18 protein-coding genes are annotated in these 18,689 nt (G+C 29.8%); 8 read left to right on the top strand and 10 right to left on the bottom strand.

The genetic code is table 11. The annotated features are described in order from the left end of the window. Positions 1 to 9 precede the first annotated feature (9 nt). Genes smpB through sstT form a run of 9 tightly spaced genes read right to left on the bottom strand, consistent with a single transcriptional unit; the run spans position 10 to position 8,595 of the window. Positions 10 to 465 (bottom strand): SsrA-binding protein SmpB, encoded by a 456-nt coding sequence (smpB, locus tag L8W68_RS01165; protein ID WP_039668585.1) that lies wholly within the window; start codon positions 463 to 465, stop codon positions 10 to 12. Then, on the bottom strand, positions 465 to 1,223 hold the full coding sequence (locus L8W68_RS01160) for a 4-(cytidine 5'-diphospho)-2-C-methyl-D-erythritol kinase (protein ID WP_263674694.1): 759 nt from the start codon (positions 1,221 to 1,223) through the stop codon (positions 465 to 467). Before L8W68_RS01160 ends, smpB begins: the two co-directional genes overlap by 1 nt. Then, on the bottom strand, positions 1,220 to 1,447 hold the full coding sequence (csrA, locus tag L8W68_RS01155) for a carbon storage regulator CsrA (RefSeq protein ID WP_012661763.1): 228 nt from the start codon (positions 1,445 to 1,447) through the stop codon (positions 1,220 to 1,222). Before csrA ends, L8W68_RS01160 begins: the two co-directional genes overlap by 4 nt. After that, a complete protein-coding gene (gene truB / locus L8W68_RS01150) occupies positions 1,441 to 2,259 on the bottom strand; it encodes a tRNA pseudouridine(55) synthase TruB (protein WP_263674693.1) in 819 nt (272 codons plus the stop codon). The genes csrA and truB overlap by 7 nt, the downstream gene beginning before the upstream one ends. After that, positions 2,256 to 4,319, bottom strand: a complete 2,064-nt coding sequence (locus L8W68_RS01145; protein WP_263674692.1) for an ATP-dependent helicase — start codon at positions 4,317 to 4,319, stop codon at positions 2,256 to 2,258. Before L8W68_RS01145 ends, truB begins: the two co-directional genes overlap by 4 nt. Continuing rightward, the gene (locus tag L8W68_RS01140) at positions 4,316 to 4,762 is read right to left on the bottom strand and encodes a hypothetical protein (protein WP_263674691.1); all 447 of its coding nucleotides are present in this window, start codon (positions 4,760 to 4,762) and stop codon (positions 4,316 to 4,318) included. The genes L8W68_RS01145 and L8W68_RS01140 overlap by 4 nt, the downstream gene beginning before the upstream one ends. Continuing rightward, positions 4,755 to 6,476 carry a M3 family oligoendopeptidase gene (locus L8W68_RS01135; RefSeq protein WP_263674690.1) on the bottom strand — a complete coding sequence of 574 codons (1,722 nt, stop codon included), beginning with the start codon at positions 6,474 to 6,476 and terminating at the stop codon, positions 4,755 to 4,757. Before L8W68_RS01135 ends, L8W68_RS01140 begins: the two co-directional genes overlap by 8 nt. Before the next feature lie 4 nt (positions 6,477 to 6,480). Beyond that, the gene (locus L8W68_RS01130; protein WP_263674689.1) at positions 6,481 to 7,359 is read right to left on the bottom strand and encodes an aspartate carbamoyltransferase catalytic subunit; all 879 of its coding nucleotides are present in this window, start codon (positions 7,357 to 7,359) and stop codon (positions 6,481 to 6,483) included. Positions 7,360 to 7,368: 9 nt separating this feature from the next. After that, positions 7,369 to 8,595, bottom strand: coding sequence for a serine/threonine transporter SstT (gene sstT, locus L8W68_RS01125; RefSeq protein ID WP_263674688.1), 1,227 nt, complete (start codon positions 8,593 to 8,595; stop codon positions 7,369 to 7,371). Positions 8,596 to 8,728: 133 nt separating this feature from the next. Between sstT and metK the strand changes: the two genes are divergently transcribed. Then, the gene (gene metK, locus L8W68_RS01120) at positions 8,729 to 9,922 is read left to right on the top strand and encodes a methionine adenosyltransferase (protein ID WP_039628549.1); all 1,194 of its coding nucleotides are present in this window, start codon (positions 8,729 to 8,731) and stop codon (positions 9,920 to 9,922) included. 10 nt (positions 9,923 to 9,932) lie between these two features. Here the strand turns inward: metK and L8W68_RS01115 are convergent, their stop codons facing one another. After that, positions 9,933 to 11,255: an apolipoprotein N-acyltransferase gene (locus tag L8W68_RS01115; protein ID WP_263674687.1), complete on the bottom strand. Its 1,323-nt coding sequence runs from the start codon at positions 11,253 to 11,255 to the stop codon at positions 9,933 to 9,935. On the opposite strand from L8W68_RS01115, the gene yajC reads away from it, so the two are divergent. From yajC to L8W68_RS01080, 7 genes are read left to right on the top strand one after another with little or no spacing between them, the layout of a single operon-like run. Continuing rightward, a complete protein-coding gene (gene yajC / locus L8W68_RS01110) occupies positions 11,225 to 11,500 on the top strand; it encodes a preprotein translocase subunit YajC (RefSeq protein ID WP_012661754.1) in 276 nt (91 codons plus the stop codon). The two genes, L8W68_RS01115 and yajC, sit on opposite strands and share 31 nt — an antisense overlap. After that, positions 11,493 to 13,073 (top strand): protein translocase subunit SecD, encoded by a 1,581-nt coding sequence (gene secD / locus L8W68_RS01105; RefSeq protein WP_039628546.1) that lies wholly within the window; start codon positions 11,493 to 11,495, stop codon positions 13,071 to 13,073. Before yajC ends, secD begins: the two co-directional genes overlap by 8 nt. After that, a complete protein-coding gene (secF, locus tag L8W68_RS01100) occupies positions 13,073 to 14,044 on the top strand; it encodes a protein translocase subunit SecF (RefSeq protein ID WP_039618682.1) in 972 nt (323 codons plus the stop codon). The genes secD and secF overlap by 1 nt, the downstream gene beginning before the upstream one ends. 2 nt (positions 14,045 to 14,046) lie before the next feature. After that, a complete protein-coding gene (locus tag L8W68_RS01095) occupies positions 14,047 to 14,388 on the top strand; it encodes a DUF6394 family protein (RefSeq protein WP_039618681.1) in 342 nt (113 codons plus the stop codon). Between the two features lie 8 nt (positions 14,389 to 14,396). Beyond that, positions 14,397 to 16,826: a leucine--tRNA ligase gene (gene leuS / locus L8W68_RS01090; RefSeq protein ID WP_263674685.1), complete on the top strand. Its 2,430-nt coding sequence runs from the start codon at positions 14,397 to 14,399 to the stop codon at positions 16,824 to 16,826. Continuing rightward, the gene (gene lptE / locus L8W68_RS01085) at positions 16,823 to 17,320 is read left to right on the top strand and encodes an LPS assembly lipoprotein LptE (protein WP_263674683.1); all 498 of its coding nucleotides are present in this window, start codon (positions 16,823 to 16,825) and stop codon (positions 17,318 to 17,320) included. The genes leuS and lptE overlap by 4 nt, the downstream gene beginning before the upstream one ends. Before the next feature lies 1 nt (position 17,321). Then, positions 17,322 to 18,689, top strand: a complete 1,368-nt coding sequence (locus tag L8W68_RS01080) for a hypothetical protein (RefSeq protein WP_263674682.1) — start codon at positions 17,322 to 17,324, stop codon at positions 18,687 to 18,689.

Here is an 18,689-nt window from a genome sequence, read left to right as displayed (position 1 = left end):
AATCCTTTTTTAATAATGATTTTTCATAGCAGCTCTTGCTTCAAGATCTGCTTGTTTTTTCTTTAAACTTTCTCTTTTATCGTGTAAGTTTTTTCCTTTAGCTAAGGCTATTAAGACCTTTGCTTTATTTTTTTCATTAAAATAAAGTTCTAATGGCACTATAGTAAAGCCTTGAGTACTAATTTTACCAAAAAGCCTATCGATTTGCTTTTTATGCATTAAAAGTTTTCGTGCGCCTTTTTCATCATGCTTATAAAAAGAATGTGTAGTACTAAGATGAGAAATATGAGCATTAAGTAAGAAAATTTCACCTTTGATAATACGCACAAAAGAGTCTTTTAAATTTGCTCTACTAGCTCTTAATGCTACCACTTCAGAACCTTTTAAAACAATACCTGCTTCAAATTTTTCCAAAATTTCATAATCAAAAAAAGCTTTTTTGTTTTTTACTATAGTTTTTTTCATCATTTAGCCTTAAAAATTCCACTTCCACTTCCACTTAAAAAATAAGCCTCATCAAGAAAAGTTTGCATTTTAGGATAAATTTTTACACAAGGAGCAAATAAGTCGTTTAAATCAGTATTTTTATACTCTAAAATTTCACTTGTTTTAAGTGTTTTAAGTGTTTTGGCTAAATTTAAATTCGCTGTTAAATCATATGAGCTTTCATCAAATGTTTTATATACTTTTGCGCTTGAGCATTCAATAGCTGGAAAAGTAAAATCAAGTTGGGCAAAATCATCTTCAAAATATTCTACAATCTCGCCACACCCGCTAACATTTGCACTATCATATCCACTTAAAAAAAAGATTAAATCAGATCCAAGTTTTTGGCAGATTTGTTTAAGTTGTTGTTGTTGGTTGAGTTTTAAATTTAAAGCTTCGTTGATCATAAGCAAAAATGTCACCGCATCAGTGCTACTTCCTCCAAGACCTCCACCTATGGGAATGTTTTTGGTAAGCTTTAAACTTTTGTCTTTAAAAAATTCATTTAATTCATTAGAAAATCCTAAATTTTCTAATTCTTTATAAGCTTTGTGTATGATGGTATCTTGGGTGAAATTTCCAGTGATTTCAAACCCTTCTTTGGTTTTTTCATCACTAAAGCTTAACTCATCAAAAATATCTTTTAGTAAAACAAAGCGTGATTGCAATAAATGATATGATCTTGAGTTAATTCCTATGATTTTTAAAAAAATATTAGCTTTTGCGTAAGCTTTCATTTTTTAAGCTTTTTACTCAGATCATCAAGTTTTATCGTTTCATCGCTAATTGCATGTAAATTTTCACTTTTTACTTGCTCGATAAGCTCTTTACGTAGTATCATTAAAGACTTTGGGGCTTCGATGCCTATTTTAGCATAGCCTTTGCCTGTTTGAACTACTTTGATTTCTATATCATCTCCGATTTTTATACTTTCATTTTCTTTTCTTGATAAAATTAACATTTTAATACCTTATTTAAATAATATTGCACTTGATTATCTTGGATAGAAATGATAGAAAAAAAATCTTTTTCTTCTAAAATATAGCTACCTTCTTCTTGAATTTCCAAATCGTCCAAAAATATTTTTTGTCCATTGTGTAATTTTTGGGGGTATTTTATCGTATTTTTTCTAAGATTTAAATAAGCTAAAGGATTTAACTCTTTTTCATTTTCATAAAAAAACCTTCCTTCACTTAAACGCTCTAATGAGCTTAGCGTGGCTTTGATACCAAGTTTTCTAGCAAATAATTCACAATAAGAGCGTATATAAGAACCCTCACTAACTGCTATTTCTATGGTTAAAAAGGGGTGGTCATAGTGTAAAATTTTAGTATAAAAAATTTCCATAACGCAGGGCTTTAAATTGACTTCAAAACCTCTTTTTGCAAGCTCATAAGAGCGCACTCCATCTATTTTTTTTGCACAAAATGCGGGTGGGGTGTAGGTGATTTTACCTAAAAGTTCATTTTTAATTTGTTCTAAAATTTGCTCATCAAAAGCATTTATAAGATTGATTTCTTTGATATTTTGATTATCAAGGCTTAGTGAATGCACGCCTAGCCAAAGCGTTGCTTTGTAAACTTTTGGATTTTTATCAAAAAAGCGAAAAAGTTTTGTGTATTGATCAAAGGCTATGAGTAAAACACCTTTTGCAAAAGGATCAAGTGTTCCTGAAAAACCTGCTTTTTTGTTTTTATATTTTTTCTTGAGTTTGCCTAAAAAAGCATTAGAACTCATTCCACTTGGTTTGTAAGCTACAAAAAGTTTATTCATATCACTTTTTCCACAAAACTTGACATTATCATTCTTTCTATGCCTCCAAAATTAATCGTGAGTTTTTCTTCAGCACCTATTTTACTTACCCCAGTGACTCTGCCTATGCCAAAAATTTTATGTTTGATTAAATCGCCTTTTTTGTAGCAATTTTTTTGATGATCTAGTGTTAATTCTTTTTTGATTACATTGCTCTCGCCAAAAAATCTACTTTTTTCTAATCTTGTGCGACTTCCTTTATAAAATCTAGAATTAGCATAGCTTAAATAAAGTTTTTTCTTGGCTCTAGTGATTGCTACATAAGCAAGTCTTCTTTCTTCTTCTATATTGCTTGATTCGCTAGTGAGTGGGAAAAATCCTTCTTCTAAGCCTATGATAAAAACATAATCAAACTCAAGTCCTTTACTTGCATGAATACTCATAATACAAATACTTTCTTTATCAAGTCCATCTTGCTCATTAAGTAAAGAAATTTCATTTAAAATATCATCTAAGCCATTATAATTTCCATGAGTGATTTTATCTTTTAAGTTAGCATAAAGTTCATCTATGTTTAAAAGTTTATCTTCACCCTCTGGGTTATCTTTGTAAAATTCTTTGATTTTAAATTCTTCTTCTAAGGCTAAAATCATTGCAAGCAAATCATCTTTTTCTTTAATTTTGTGTATGCTTAGTATGAATTTTTCTAATTCTTTGTCTGTTTTTTTGCTAAAAAATCCATTTCCTTGCAAAGCACATAGACTTTCAAATAAAGATAAATGATTTTCTTTGGCATAATTTTCTAGCTTTTCTAAACTTGCATTACCAAAATTTCTTTTAGGGCGGTTGATAATGCGTTTAAAAGAATAATCATCATTTAAATTTGAAAGTAATCTTAAATAAGAAATAATATCTTTAATCTCAGCTCTTTCATAAAAACGAATTCCACTTAGCAATTTAAAAGGAATTTTTTCTTTACTAAAAGCTTCTTCAAGAGCACGAGATAGAGCATTTACTCTATAAAGTATGGCTATTTCACTAGGATTAATCCCTGAGTTTAAAAGTTTTGAAACTTCTCTTGCAACCTTAAAGCTTTCAATTTTCTCATCATCATTTTGTAAAATTGTGATTTCTTCGCCCTCATCTTTGGTGCAAATTAAAGTTTTTCCTAGTCTTTTTCTATTATGCTCTATAAGTTCATTCGCAGCTTGCAAAATAGCGCTAGTTGAGCGATAATTTTGTTCTAATTTGACTAATTTTACATTGTTAAATTGTTCTTTGAAATTTAAGATATTTTCTATTTTAGCCCCGCGCCAACCATAAATACTTTGATCATCATCACCCACCACACAAATATTTTCATGAGACGTGCAAAGTTTTTTTAGAATTTGATATTGTAAGGCATTAGTATCTTGATACTCATCTACTGTTATATAAGTATATTTTTGACTTTGCTCTTTTGCAAATTGTTCATCTTCTAAAATTTTATTAGTTAGCATGAGTAAATCATCAAAATCCATGAAATTATTTTGGATTAAAAAATGCTCATATTGTTCATATAAATGAATGATTTCTTCGTAATTTTTGTTTTTTTCATCTTTTAAAAATTCTAATTCTTTGCGTATTTCTTGAGCGCTTTTGCTTTGATTTTTAAAATTTGAAATATAAGCACCTATGCTTGCTAAAGAGCTTTGCAAATTTTCGCTAGCTAAATCTTTTAGTATTTTCTTTTTATCATCTGTATCAATAATGACAAAATTATTTGCTCTATTAATTCTTTCGCTATAAAGTCTTAAAAATAACAAGCCAAATTTATGAAAAGTACATAAAAGGGGATTGTGTAAATTTTGATCTTGTAAAAGTGCTAAGGCTCTTGTTTTCATTACATTGGCAGCTTTATTTGTAAAGGTTAGTGTGAGGGTATTTTGCGCAGGAATGCCTATATGATCGATTAAATAGGCAAGCCTAGTGGTAATGGTTTTAGTCTTTCCGCTACCTGCACCTGCTAGTATCAGCATAGCTCCATCAATATGCATGATGGCTTCTTTTTGGCTATCATTTAAACCTTCAAAAAAACTCATTTTTTAAATAAATCTTTATTGTTGGGATTATTTAAAAAAGCATTCATAGATTTTTCTTTTAATTTTTGATCATTTTGCTTTTTGAAATAGTTTGAAAAATTAACAAAAATGATATTATCTTCAACTTGAATTTGAGTAATTGCCCCTAAATCCACTTTCACAAAGGTTGCAAAATCATCAGGCCCAAAACCTGCGTGAAATTCTATATGCTCATTTGTTAAAACTATGGATTTAAAAGTATAACCACCAAGTGCAAAAAGACAATAAGGATTTTTACTCACTACATCTAATTCTGATGGTAAAGGAGGTTCGAGTGTAACAAATTTAGTATTTACAATGATATTAAACTCAATATCTTCTTGGATTAAAATTTGCAAACATTCATAAATGCTTTTTTGCATTAAACTTATAAAATTTTTATTATTTAAAATTTTATCAATCATTGCTTAGCCTTAAAAATTCATCTACTAGTATTCTAACTTGCTCTAAGCCTATATTCCAAAACTCATCACTTTCTATATCAAAGCCAAACATAGCTACAAGTTCTTTTGGGCTTTTACTTCCCCCACTACTTAAAAAATCAATATAAATTGAAGTAAAATCAGGACATTTGCCACTTTTATATAGACCATAGAGTGCTAAAACTAAAAGTTGTGCATAAGCATAAGCATAGCAGTAAAATGGAGAGTGTATAAAATGTGGTATATAAGAATACCAAAGGTTATAATTTTTGGTTAAAACTACGCTATCTTGAAACATTTTTCTTGATTCTTCAAGCCAAATTTCACTTAGTTCTTGAGCACTTAGTTCTTCTTTTTTAGCATGAAATCTGCGTTCAAAAGTAGTAAAATTAATCTGTCTATAAAGAGTAGCAAAAATATCTTCAATCTTTGCCGCATATAAAGATAAAAGCTCTTCTTTGTCTAAATTTTCTTTAATATAATCAAAAATCAACATTTCTGCAAACACTGAAGCAGTTTCTGCTGTAGTTAGTGGCGTATCTTGATTTAAAAAACTTACTTTATAAGAAAGTTTTTGATGTATAGTGTGGCCTAGCTCATGTGCTAGAGTGAAAAGATCGCGTCTTTGGTTGGTATAGTTTAAAAGTATGAAAGGATGGCTTAGTGGCGTGCTTGAGTGAGAAAAAGCACCGCTTTGTTTAAATTCTTTAGGATAAACATCAATCCAATTATTCTCAAAAGCTTCTTTTGCTATCATATAAAAATCTTTAGAAAATTTTTCAAAGGCTTTTAAAACTATATCCCTTCCCTGGTCAAAATCAACTTGCATTTCCTTTCCAATAGGTGCATAACGATCGTAATCTTTTAGCTTTTTATATCCTAGAATTTTTTTCTTTGTATTGTAAAATTTAGAAACAATATCAAAGCTATTCTCACTAGCGCTAATAAGTGCATCAACACTTTTTTTAGAAATTTGATTTCTTATATGTCTTGGGGTTTCAGGATTTTCATAGAATCTTAACTCACAAATACTAGCAAGTTCGCTTTTAATCATATTGAAAATATATACTAAAAGTTTGTTTTGTTTTTTTAAGGTTTTACTAAAGCATTTTGAAGCTTTTTTTCTAATGCTTCTATCTTTATCATAAAGCTTGCTTAGAATTTCTTCCTCGCTTAGTTTTTGCCCTTCAAAATTAAATTTTAAAGCACTAAAGGTTTCATCAAATAATCTTGCAAATGCATTTGAGCCTGTACTTGATAGAGCCAAGATAACTCTTTCTTCTTTTTTAGAAAGATTGTGTTTTTTGTGTTTGATAAGATTATTTAAATAAAACTCATAATCTTTGCAAAATGTGATGAAAGTTTTACTTTTTTCTTCTTTTAACTCGCAAAATTCAAGCTCAAAAAATAAAAGATTTTCTTCTATTTTTTTACTTAAATTTTCATATTTTGCATAAAAAGCACCCTTGGTGGTATCTTGAGCAAAATTTAAATACACATAGGTTAGTATGTGGGAAAGCTTTAAGATTAATTCTTCATAATTTTTTAAAGCCTGTAAAAATTGTTCATTGCTTAAACTATGAAGATTATTTTCATATTGTTTTTTAAATTCACAAGCTTCATCTTGGGTTTTTTGCAAAAAAAGATTTAATTCTTGCTCATCTTTAAATAATGTACTTAAGTTCCAATTTTGCATGGTTTTAGCTTTCTAAAATGAGTTTTTTTAATACAGCCATTCTAATGGCAACGCCATTTTTAACTTGAGTTAAAACTTTGCATCTTTTATCAGCCATTACTTCATTACTAATATCGATATTTCTATGCACAGGGCCAGGATGTAGGATAATGAGATTTTTATCTTTTATTAAATCTTTACTAATACAAAAATCATTTGCATAATCTTTAAGCGATACATAGGTTGGAATATTGTGTCTTTCAGTTTGTGTTCTAAGACTCATGATAATATCAACATCATCAATGACTTCTTTTAGCTTATTTGTTTTTTTAATGGGATAATTTGGCATAAAATGAGGTGGGGCTACTAGGGTGATATTAATACCAAAGCGAGGTAATAATTCTAAATTTGAAGCAGCAACGCGTGAGTTTTTAATATCTCCTACTATGGCTATTTTTTTACCTTTTACATTATAGTTAAAATGCTCCATTATAGTAAAAAGATCAAGTAAAGCTTGGGTAGGATGAGCGTGTTTACCATCGCCTCCATTAACTATAGGACAATGAGTGTAATTTGCTAAAGTATGAGGCACGCCTGAGTTTTTGTGTCTAACTACAATAGCACTTGGCGCCATTGCGTCTAAATTTGCAGCAGTATCAAAAAGTGTTTCGCCTTTGCTTGAACTACTTCTTGAAACATCTAATTTTAAAACTTTAGCACCTAGTCTTCTTGCGGCTGTTTCAAAGCTTGATTGAGTGCGTGTTGAATTTTCAAAGAAAATTGTTGTAACACTTTTTCCTTCTAAAAATGTACGCGGTTTTTCATCTAAAAATTCTTTTGCTTCTTTAAATAAAGCCAAGATTTCATCATTGTTAAAATCTTTTGTAGTAATTAAATGCCTCATAAGTCCTCCTTAAATTTTTAAATTAAGTTCATTATCTGAACAAATAGCACTAAATAAAACATCTGTTGAGCTATTTAAAGCTGTTTCAACGCTATCTTGAATAACCCCTATGATAAATCCAACTGCAACTACTTGCATAGCTATATCATAATCAATATTAAACAAAGAGCAAGCAAGCGGTATGAGTAAAAGCGAGCCTCCGGCAACCCCGCTAGCTCCACAAGCTGCAAATGCAGCTAAAACACTCAAAAGCATAGCTTGTAAAAAATTTATTTCAATGCCTACTGTGTGAGCTGCTGCAAGACTTAGTATAGCTATAGTTACAGCTGCTCCTGCCATATTAATCGTAGCTCCTAGTGGAATAGAAATGCTATATAGGTTATTATTGATATTTAATTTAGAGCAAAGTGCCATATTTACAGGGATGTTTGCTGCAGAACTTCTTGTAAAAAATGCAAAAACAGCACTATGTTTTAAGCAAATAAAAATCAAAGGATAAGGATTTTTCTTCGTATAAGCAAAGACAATTAAAGCATTAATCACAAAGGCTACAAAAAACATGGTTAAAACTAAAATGATTAATAATTTAATATAACTTAAAAGTCCTGCTGCTCCTGTTTGAGCAACTGAATTTGCTACAAGTCCAAAAATTCCAAAAGGAGCAAGCTTGACTATAAATTTAACGATTTTTAACACGCCTTCGTTGATATCAGTAAAAAGTTGTTTTGCATCATTAGAGCAATGCCTTAGAGCAAAACCCCCACCTATAGCCCAAGCTAATATGCTTAAATAATTTCCTGAAGATAAAGCGTGGATAGGATTATCTACGATTTGAAAAAGTAAGGTTTTAAATACTTCTCCTATGTGTGCAGGACTTGCAGTGGAAGCTTTTTCAATATCGGTTAATACTAATTCTACAGGAAAGACAAAACTTATACTAACTGCGCTTAAAGAAGCTAAAAAAGTTCCAAATATATATAAGAAAATAATATGTTTTATTTTCTCACTTCCATGATTAAATTCTTTTGTGCAAATAGTTGTTAAGATTAAGATAAAAACTAAAATTGGCGCTATAGCTTTTAAAGCTCCTGTAAATAAAGCACCAAAAATATTTGCAAAAATAGCCAAATCTTTAGAAAAAACACCTACTAAAATTCCTAAAACAATACCTATGCAAATTTGTAAAATAAGATTTCCATCTTTATAACGTTTGATTGCGCAAGAGAATAAACTCATTTCTTACCTTTTTTTGTAGTGATAAATTTTTAATTTATTCTAACAAAGTAAAGCTTAAATAAGCTTTTTGATTTTTAAGCTAGCTTATGTTAAAATAAAGCTAGAATTTTTTATGATAAGGAATATTAAAAATATGTATTTATTTACTTCTGAAGTTGTTAGTGCAGGACATCCTGATAAATGTGCTGATATTATAGCTGATTCTATAGTGGATGCTTTTTTAACTCACGATAAAGACTCAAGGGTTGCTAGTGAGGTTTTTGTAGCAGGAAATAAAGTAGTAATTGGTGGCGAGATTAAATCAAAACATAAGCTAGAAAAACAAGATTATGAAAATATTGTAAAAAAAGCTTTAGCAGATATTGGTTATGATGGGCATCCGCATTTTAGTAAAAAGCAATGTTTACATCCTGATGATTTAGATGTAATGGTATTTTTAAATGAGCAAAGTCCTGATATTAATCAAGGTGTTGATCAAGAAGATGGAGAGATTGGAGCAGGTGATCAAGGAATAATGTTTGGTTTTGCAAGCAATGAAGCAAAAGAATATATGCCAGCAGCTATTTCTTATGCTAGAATGCTTTGCGATAAAGTGTATGAGTTTGCAAAAAACAATCCTGATAAACTTGGAGTGGATATTAAAACTCAAGTTACGATTGATTATGTAAATAAAGAAAATTTTGAAAATTGTAAACCTCAAAGTATCCATACTATTGTAGTTTCAGCTCCTTGTGTTGAAAGTATGAAAATAGAAGATTTAAGAGCTTTGGTAATGGATTTGATTTTGGATTCAAATTTGCCAAAAGAGCTTTTTTGCCCAGAAAAAACAAGAATTTTAATCAACCCAACGGGAAAATATGTAAATCACAGTTCATTACATGATAGTGGCTTAACAGGAAGAAAACTTATAGTAGATAGCTTTGGTGGCTATGCTCCAATAGGCGGAGGAGCGCAATCTTCTAAAGATTATACTAAGGTTGATAGAAGTGGGCTTTATGCAGCAAGATGGCTTGCTAAAAATATCGTAGCAGCAGGGCTTGCTAAAAAATGTATAGTGCAACTTTCTTATGCTATAGGTGTGGCTAAACCAACTTCTGTAAGTGTGGATTGCATGGGAACAAATACAAGATTAAATGATGATATTTTAAGTGATTTTGTAATGAAAACTTTCCCATTAACTCCAAATTGGATTAAAAATAAATTCAATCTTGATAAACCAAGTAAAGATACTTTCATGTATGCTGATGTAGCTGCTCGTGGTCAAGTGGGGCAGGCTGATTATCCTTGGGAAAAATTAGACGCGCTTGATGAATTTAAGGCATTATAAAATGAAGCTTTTAAGCTTCATTTTGCTTTAAAAGTTTTTCTTTTATCTTTAAAATCAATATCTCTTTTGGCTTAATTACCGCATTTTCTTTTCCATTAACTGCATGATATATACTTACATTATAATTATTTGCATAAAAACGCATTAGAAAATTTTGTAATTTATACTCACTTGAAAAATTAAACCAAGCATTATTTGAAATGGCTATGATGATTTTTGAGTGTTTGTAAAGTTTTTCTTTTGTAGCTTCAAAGCAGATAGCATTAGTGATGAGTTGATTATTTAAAGTATATTGATTTAATTCTTTTCCTTTTGAAAATTCATCAATATTTAAAAGGTATTTTTTAAAAAAGGTTTTAAATATAGGAATTTCTTCTCCAAAAGGTACAAGATAGTGTTTGTTAAAAACTTGTATGTTACCATTGTCAAATACATAAGTACTATTGTATAGATGATTAGGTGTGGTACTTATAGCACCTGTAATGATGATGATTTGTTTTGATAAATCTTTTAAAGCTTGTAAATAACTTGGAGCTTTATTTAAAGCAAAGGCAAAAGCTGTTTCAGGAAAAATAATTGCTTCTTTACCTTCTTTTATAGCCTTGTTGATTTGATAAAATATATCTTTAGAATGAGTTTGTAAATTTTCTTGTATGAATTTTTGATCTTGGGAGATATTAGTTTGGATTAATTTATAGTCTAAATTTAGTGTTTGTGGTTGTTTTTGATTATATTGAGCTCCGATTAGAATAAGGATTAAAATGATTGCAATCTTATAATATCTTGAAATGTATTTTTCATAATAAAAATAAGCAATCAAAAACATAGCTATAATGCCTTGATAACTTGCATCAAAGATTCCATATACACTTAAAACACCCCAATTTAGCCAATCAAAACCAAAAGGATGAATAAAACTAAGTAAAAAAATTCCACAAAGCCTTAAAAAATCATATTTAAGAAAAAAACATACTAAAAATAATAATCCATAAACTAATCCTATCAAGATAATTTCTAAAGGAATTAAATAAGCTAAATCAAAATAAATTGATGATAAAGCTATCCACCAAAACCATAAAATTCCTACAAAAAATCCGGTATAAAAATATCCTACTTTACTTTTATTTCTTAGCAATAAAATCAAACCATATATACTTAAAAATGGTGAAATAAATTCAAAAAGTAAATTTTCAAAAAAAGAAAAATAAATAAAATTTGACAATAAAAGTGCAGAAAAAAAGGCTTTTATTATTTTAAAAGTGGTAGAATTAGAATTTATGAACTTTAAAAAAAGGGGAAGAAATGGCAGAAAACGGAAATATTTGGACTTCATTGTTGCCTCTCATTGTGCTTTTTGCGATTTTTTATTTTTTGGTTATTAGACCACAGCAAAAACAAGCAAAAGACCACAAATTAATGGTTTTATCTTTAGAAAAAGGGGATAAAATCATCACAAATGGTGGGATAATTTGCGAGGTGGTAAAACCAGAAGAGGATTTTATCAAAGTTAAGCTTAATGATGAAAATGTAGTTGTAAAAATTTCTAGAGATTTTATAGCAAAGAAAATTGATGCGTAGTGGAAAAATTACTTATAGAAGTATTATTTTCTTTGTAGTTTTTCTTATAGGATTAGTTTTTTCCATACCTTCTTTTATGCAAACCCAAAGTGGTGCTAAGATCAACCTAGGACTTGATTTGCAAGGTGGTTTGCATATGTTATTAGGTGTAGAAGTAGAAGAGGCAGTTAAATCAAAGGTTAAATCCATAGCCTCTTCTCTTAGTTATTCTATCAATAAAGAAGATATTATTGTTGATAAAATCAAAGTAAATGATACTAGTATTGAATTTAGTTTATTAGATGAAAATGATGTAGCTAAGGTTGATTTGTTATTAAAAGACATTAAAGGCTTGGCTATTACACATGAAAATTTACACTACACACTTTCTTTAACCCAAGAAGAAATTAAATTAACTCATGAACAAGCTATTTTACAAGCTGTAGAAACCATTAGAAACAGACTTGATCAATTTGGCCTTGCAGAACCAAATGTAGCAAGATCAGGTGAGGATAAAATTTTAGTCGAACTTCCAGGTATTAAAACTGCTGCAGATGAGGCTAGAGCTAGAGAACTTATCGCAAAAGCTGCACATTTGCAATTAATGGAAGTAGATGATGTTAGAATGGATCAGGTAAATAATCTTACTCCAGCTCAAGCTGCTGAATATGGAGACTTGATTTTTGAAGATGCAAAAAATCCTCAAATTAAATATCTAGTAAAATCTATACCTATTCTTGATGGTTCTATGCTAACAGATGCAAAAGTAGGTTTTGCACAAAGTAATAATCTTCCTGTGATTAATTTTACTTTAAATTCAGAAGGTGCGAAAAAATTTGGAGACTACACAGGAAATAATGTAGGCAAACGCTTAGCTATAGTTTTGGATAATAAAGTATATTCAGCTCCAAGAATTAATGAAAGAATAGGCGGGGGTAGCGGCCAAATTAGCGGCAGTTTTACTGTTGAAGAAGCTCATGATGTGGCCATTGCTTTAAGAAGTGGGGCGCTTTTAGCACCGGTTAAAATGCTTGAAAAAAGAAGCGTTGGACCATCTTTGGGTGCTGATAGTATTAAAATGAGTATGATAGCTCTAGCAGGTGCTTCTATATTAGTTATTGCATTTATGGTGATGTATTATGGTATAGCAGGAATTTTTGCTAATATTGCTTTGGTAGCAAATATTTTAGTGATTATTGCTGTAATGGCTATGTTTGGAGCAACCTTAACTTTACCTGGTATGGCAGGACTTGTACTGACTGTAGGTATGGCAGTAGATTCTAATGTTATTATTAATGAAAGAATTAGAGAATTATTGCGAGAAGGTGCTAGTATAAGGCAAAGTGTTGAAAATGGTTATAAGCATGCAATGAGTGCGATTTTAGATTCTAATATTACTTCACTTATTACTTCAGTAGTGCTTTATGCTTATGGAACAGGTGCGGTAAAAGGTTTTGCGGTGACTTTGAGTATTGGAATTTTAGTTTCGATGATTACTTCTATTGTTGGAACTCATGGTATGTTTGAAATGTTTATGAACCGTATGGAAAAAAGCAATAACACAAGATTATGGTTTGGATATAGGAGACCTTAATGCAATTTTTTAGTCAAAAACATGTTTATGATTTTATGAGAATGAGATTTGCAGCCATCTCTTTGTCTTTTATTTTATTTTTTGGTTCTATTTTTATCCTTTTTACTAAGGGTTTAAATTTTGGTATTGATTTTACCGGTGGAACTTTAGTGCAACTTCAATACGAGCAAAAAGCTCCTTTGGCTGAAATTCGCAAAGCTTTAGCTATCAATGAAAATTTAAAAGGTGCTAGCGTTACTGAATTTGGTAGTGCTAATGAAGTGATTATTCGTTTTTCAGGAAGTAGTGATAGCTTGGGAAGTGATATTGGAGTAAGTATTGCAAATTTATTAAAAGATACAGGTAAATTTGAAGTGCGCCGCGTGGATGTGGTAGGTCCAAAAGTAGGAGATGAACTGCGTAATAAAGGTCTTATGGCAGTTGGAATTTCTTTGATTGCTATTTTGATTTATTTGGCAGTAAGATTTGAATGGCGTTTTGCTATGGCTTCTATTGTGTGTGAAATTCATGATATAGTCATTACTTTAGGCGCTATTGCGTTATTTGAAATAGATGTAAATTTAGATATTTTAGCGGCTGTTTTAACCGTGCTTGGATATTCTTTAAATGATACGATTATTATTTTTGATAGGATTAGAGAAGGTGTTAAAACAAGTAAAAATTCAAAACTTGATTTAATTATCAATGAATCAGTTTCAGCTACTTTATCAAGAACTACTTTAACAACGGGATTAACTTTAATTACTGTTGTAGTGCTTTATTTCTTTGGCGGATCTATGATAGAAGGTTTTGCTCTAACTATGATAGTGGGTATTGTAGCAGGTACTGCAAGTTCTATATTTGTAGCAAGTCCAGCACTTTTATGGTTTAAATTTAGCGTTGCGCAGTATCGTCAAAAAGAATTAGAAAAAGTTAAGAAAAAACAAGAAAAAGAAAAATTAAGAGCGATGTATGAAAAAGGAACAGTGTAAAAATGAATTGGGGTAAGGTTATTTATATCTTTTTTGCTCTAATGAGCTTAACTACAACCGCAGGATTTTTATATGATCAAAATGAAGTTGCATTATTTATTGCAGCTTGTGTGAATTTAATTTCTACTTTATTGAAAATTGGAGTTAGAAATTTCTTAGCAGCTGAATTATTTGCTAGTTCTTTAGTGGCTGATTTGCATTTAATTCCAGCTTTTGCTTTAATACAAATTAATCCAGAAGCTAATGTTATGGTTTATACTTTGGCAATTGGTGCTTTGATAGCTAATATCTTTTCAATGATTTTAGTTATAGTTGATTCAGTAAAAAATCAAGAAGAAAATTAGGAGTGAAAATGGCATATGAAGCAGGTAAAATAGAAAAAAAATGGCAAAAAATTTGGCAAGAAAAAGAATATTTTGAACCAAAAGATGATTTTTCTTTACCAAAAAAATACATTTTATCTATGTTTCCATACCCAAGTGGTAGAATTCATATGGGGCATGTGAGAAACTATAGCATAGGCGATGCTATGGCTAGGTATTATAGAAAAAAAGGTTTTAACGTCTTACATCCTATAGGTTTTGATAGTTTTGGTATGCCTGCTGAAAATGCTGCGATTAAACATGGTATCCACCCTAAAAAATGGACTTATGAAAATATTGATTATATGCAAAATGAACTTGCTTCTTTGGGTTTTTCTTTTTCTAAAAAAAGAATGCTTGCTACTTCTGATCCTTTATATACTAAATTTGAGCAAGAATTTTTCATCAAAATGTATGAGAAAGGGCTTGTTTATACTAAAGAAGCTGAAGTTAATTGGTGTGAGAATGATAAAACAGTTTTAGCAAATGAGCAAGTTGAAGATGGCAAATGTTGGCGTTGTGGGCATGAAGTCATTAGAAAAAAAATGCCAGGATATTATGTAAAAATCACTGCTTATGCGGATGAATTATTACAAGATCTTAAAAAATTAGAAGGAAAATGGCCAAGTCAAGTTTTAACTATGCAAGAAAATTGGATAGGCAAAAGCACAGGGCTTGGTTTTGATTTTGATATAGAAGAAAATGATAAAATCAGTGTAAAAAAAATCAATGTTTTTACCACAAGAGCTGAGACTATTTATGGAGTATCTTACATTGCTTTAGCACCTGATCATGAAATAGTAAATGAATTAATTGATAAAAAGTTACTAGATCAAGATATTATAGCTAAAATTCAAAATATACAAAATCAAACACCGCGCCAAAGACAAGCCGCACCAAAAGAAGGATATTTTTTAAATCTTTATGTAATCCATCCACTAAGTAAAGAAAAAATTCCTTTATGGGTAGCTAATTTTGTTTTAAGTGATTATGGTAGTGGGGCTGTTATGAGCGTGCCTGCTCACGATGAAAGAGATTATGAGTTTGCAAAAACTTATAATTTGGCTATAAAAAAAGTAATTTATAAAGATGAAAATGACGCACAATGCTACACTTTAAAAGAAGGTGTTTTAACTAATAGTGGCGAATTTGATCAACTAGAATGCAATGATGCTAGAGAAAAAATTAGTTTAAAAATTGAATCTTTGGGTATTGGTAAAAAGGTTACTAATTTTAAAATTCGTGATTGGGGTGTTTCTAGACAAAGATATTGGGGAGCTCCTATACCAATGATTAAGTGTGATTCTTGTGGTATAGTTCCTCAAAAAATAGAAAATTTACCTATTACCTTGCCTGAAGATGTAGTGATAAATGGAGAAGGAAATCCACTTGATAAGCATGAAGCATGGAAAGAGTGTATTTGCCCAAAATGTGGAAAAAAAGCGCAAAAAGAAAGCGATACTTTAGATACTTTCTTTGAAAGTTCTTGGTATTTTGCACGTTTTGCAAGTGATGATAAAACATGGCAAGAAAAAGCAGTAGATGAAAAAAGTGTCAATTATTGGATGAATGTTGATGAATATATTGGCGGTATTGAACATGCGATATTACATTTACTCTATGCTAGATTTTTCCAAAAAGCACTTAGAGATTTGGGTTATTTAAAAGATGATGAGCCTTTTAATAGGCTTTTAACCCAAGGGATGGTCACTAAAGATGGTGCTAAGATGAGTAAATCTAAGGGCAATGTAGTTGATCCTGATTATATTATAGAAAAATATGGAGCAGATAGTGCAAGATTGTTTATATTGTTTGCTGCACCACCTGCTAAAGAACTTGAATGGAACGATAGTGCGCTAGAAGGTGCGTTTAAATTTATCAATAGGCTTTATGAAAAGGCTATGGGGTTAGAATGTGGAAAATTACAAGAAATTGATCATCAAAGTTTAAATAAAGAAGAAAAATATGCTAGATTAAAAGTATATGAAGCTTTGAAAAAATCTTTTGAAGTTTATGAAGAAAGTTTTGCCTTTAATACTTTAATAGCTGCATGTATGGAAGCTTTAAATGCCTTAAATGCTATAAACCATAAAGAAGTTTCAAAAGAAGCTTTTTATATTATTTTAAATATTTTAGAGCCTATTATCCCTCATGTTTGTTTTGAACTTAGCGAGCATTTATTTAAATGTGAAAATTTTAAAGTATTAAAAATAAAAGATGAAGTTTTTGTAAAAGATAGTTTTAATATAGCTATTAGTGTTAATGGTAAAAAAAGAGCACAAATTGAAATAAATTCAGAAGCTAAAGAAGATGAGATTTTAGCTTTAGCTAAAGAAAATGTTGCAAAATGGCTAGAAGGAAAAACCATAGTAAAAGAAATTTATATTGATAAGAAATTGGTTAATTTGGTGGTTAAATGAAAAAATATTTAATATCTTTTTTTGCTTTTTTCATCATAGCTTGTGGATATATTCCATCATCTCAAATGGCAAGTAGGGTTTTGGGTGAAAATGTATTTTTAAAAATTAATATCAGTAAGCAAGATCCTGAAAATAGTGTTTACATAACAGATATTTTAAGAGAGGCTATGCTTAATAAGCTTGGTAGAAAAATTACAGATGAGTATAATGCAGATAGTTCTATTATAGTTACGATGAAAAAATTAGAATTTCATCCTATGGTTTATGATAAAAATGGCTATGTGATTAATTATAAAGCAGAGCTTTATTTGGAGTTTGTGTTGCGTTATAAAAATGGCAAAGAAGAAATTGTAAATACTAAAGGAAGTTATAATTTTGATATTAATCCAAACTCTATCATCAGTGATCAAGCTAGATTTGAAGCGATTAAAAATGCATCAAGTGAAGCTTTTGATGAATTTGTTTCTATTATAGCTATTAGGGGTTATAAATAAAATGGCAAGCCATATCAATGAAATCGCAAAAGAAACATTGATAAAATTAAAAGAGCGTAAATTATATCCAACTCCTGAAAATTATAGTGAGGTGTTTGAAGAGTGTGCTAAAAAAGCAGGAGTTATGAGTCTTAATAAAGCTAGAATAGAAAAATATACTAATCTTTTAGATGATTCTTACAAGCAAGAATTAAAAGGAAAAAGTATTCGAACTATTGATGAGTTTTTGATGTTTTTGGTTTCTAGACTCAATAGGCAGGTAAGTAGAAAATATGAAGATGTTTATGCTTTACTTGGCTTAATCATTCAACAACTTAGTATTAGTAAAGATAAAAAAATCAAAGAACTTGCTCAAATTACTCAACATAGATTATCTCAAGCTATGGATTTAGAAACCATATATCTATTAAGAGCTAAATGGAGAGAACTTGAAAAATCTTATGAAGATCATGAGCTTTTAAAAAAATTAGAAGAATTTAATATCCGAGCGTTTTTGGATTTTCATGTTTTAATAGAAAAACTTATCACTATGTTAAAAGAACGCTCTTACGAAAAACAAGCCGAACTTTTACTAGCTTCTTTAGAGCCTTTATTTGGCGAGAGTAAAGAAGTGGAGCAATTTAAACAAAAACTAAAAGAAAATCCTAGATTGATTGCTAGAAAAGAATTTGCACATGAGTATTGTTTGATGCTACAAAAAAAAGAAGCAATAGATAAATACTATATACAAAAAAATCTTTCTTTTTTTAATCAGCACTTAGAAAGTTTAAATGAAATGGTGTCAAAGCTTTATGATAATAGTCAAGAAGATGTAAAATTTATCAATGCTTTAACTAAAGATGAAAATGGTAATGTGCAGATTAATTTTGATACATTAAAAGATAAACTTTTATATGCAAACGAGCAAATAGCTCAAATTAAAACGCAAATTCAAGCTACAAGTGATGATGAGCAAAGAGAGCAATGGAATCTTGCTCAAGAGCTTAAAAAACTTGATGAAAATTATAAGCTTTATGCGGTTAATTATGCCCTATCTTTTTTTAAAATCAATAATATAGAACATGTTATTAATGCCTATGGTATTGATAGTTTTAAAACTATCAGTGGGAAATTTAAAAAAATTCTCAAAGATTTATGTAAAAATTTGGCTGAAATTTGGATTTTAGATGAAAGTTCTTATTTGATTATATTTCCAGGTAAAAATTTAGAAAGCGCTCAAATTTTTACAGAAAAAGCTTTAAAACTTATAGATGATTATAAATTTATTTATAAAGAAGAAGTGGTTAAGCTTGTTTTATCATCTTCTTGTATAGAAAAAAAAGAATTTCCAGACGGTGACATTTTAAAAGAATTAATGCAAAAAGCTTAG

Source organism: Campylobacter sp. FU_497, assembly GCF_025772425.1.
GTDB lineage: Bacteria > Campylobacterota > Campylobacteria > Campylobacterales > Campylobacteraceae > Campylobacter_D > Campylobacter_D lari_C.
This window is presented reverse-complemented; position numbering and strand designations above follow the sequence as displayed.

What these genes read in the sequence shown, in the direction of transcription:
- smpB (WP_039668585.1), bottom strand. Translation starts at nt 465, where the DNA reads ATGAAAAAAACTATAGTAAAAAACAAAAAAGCTTTTTTTGATTATGAA.
- L8W68_RS01160 (WP_263674694.1), bottom strand. Translation starts at nt 1,223, where the DNA reads ATGAAAGCTTACGCAAAAGCTAATATTTTTTTAAAAATCATAGGAATT.
- leuS (WP_263674685.1), top strand. Translation starts at nt 14,397, where the DNA reads ATGGCATATGAAGCAGGTAAAATAGAAAAAAAATGGCAAAAAATTTGG.
- L8W68_RS01080 (WP_263674682.1), top strand. Translation starts at nt 17,322, where the DNA reads ATGGCAAGCCATATCAATGAAATCGCAAAAGAAACATTGATAAAATTA.
- L8W68_RS01095 (WP_039618681.1), top strand. Translation starts at nt 14,047, where the DNA reads ATGAATTGGGGTAAGGTTATTTATATCTTTTTTGCTCTAATGAGCTTA.
- L8W68_RS01115 (WP_263674687.1), bottom strand. Translation starts at nt 11,255, where the DNA reads ATGAAGTCCAAATATTTCCGTTTTCTGCCATTTCTTCCCCTTTTTTTA.
- secD (WP_039628546.1), top strand. Translation starts at nt 11,493, where the DNA reads ATGCGTAGTGGAAAAATTACTTATAGAAGTATTATTTTCTTTGTAGTT.
- yajC (WP_012661754.1), top strand. Translation starts at nt 11,225, where the DNA reads ATGGCAGAAAACGGAAATATTTGGACTTCATTGTTGCCTCTCATTGTG.
- L8W68_RS01135 (WP_263674690.1), bottom strand. Translation starts at nt 6,476, where the DNA reads ATGCAAAATTGGAACTTAAGTACATTATTTAAAGATGAGCAAGAATTA.
- truB (WP_263674693.1), bottom strand. Translation starts at nt 2,259, where the DNA reads ATGAATAAACTTTTTGTAGCTTACAAACCAAGTGGAATGAGTTCTAAT.
- csrA (WP_012661763.1), bottom strand. Translation starts at nt 1,447, where the DNA reads ATGTTAATTTTATCAAGAAAAGAAAATGAAAGTATAAAAATCGGAGAT.
- metK (WP_039628549.1), top strand. Translation starts at nt 8,729, where the DNA reads ATGTATTTATTTACTTCTGAAGTTGTTAGTGCAGGACATCCTGATAAA.
- lptE (WP_263674683.1), top strand. Translation starts at nt 16,823, where the DNA reads ATGAAAAAATATTTAATATCTTTTTTTGCTTTTTTCATCATAGCTTGT.
- secF (WP_039618682.1), top strand. Translation starts at nt 13,073, where the DNA reads ATGCAATTTTTTAGTCAAAAACATGTTTATGATTTTATGAGAATGAGA.
- L8W68_RS01145 (WP_263674692.1), bottom strand. Translation starts at nt 4,319, where the DNA reads ATGAGTTTTTTTGAAGGTTTAAATGATAGCCAAAAAGAAGCCATCATG.
- L8W68_RS01130 (WP_263674689.1), bottom strand. Translation starts at nt 7,359, where the DNA reads ATGAGGCATTTAATTACTACAAAAGATTTTAACAATGATGAAATCTTG.
- L8W68_RS01140 (WP_263674691.1), bottom strand. Translation starts at nt 4,762, where the DNA reads ATGATTGATAAAATTTTAAATAATAAAAATTTTATAAGTTTAATGCAA.
- sstT (WP_263674688.1), bottom strand. Translation starts at nt 8,595, where the DNA reads ATGAGTTTATTCTCTTGCGCAATCAAACGTTATAAAGATGGAAATCTT.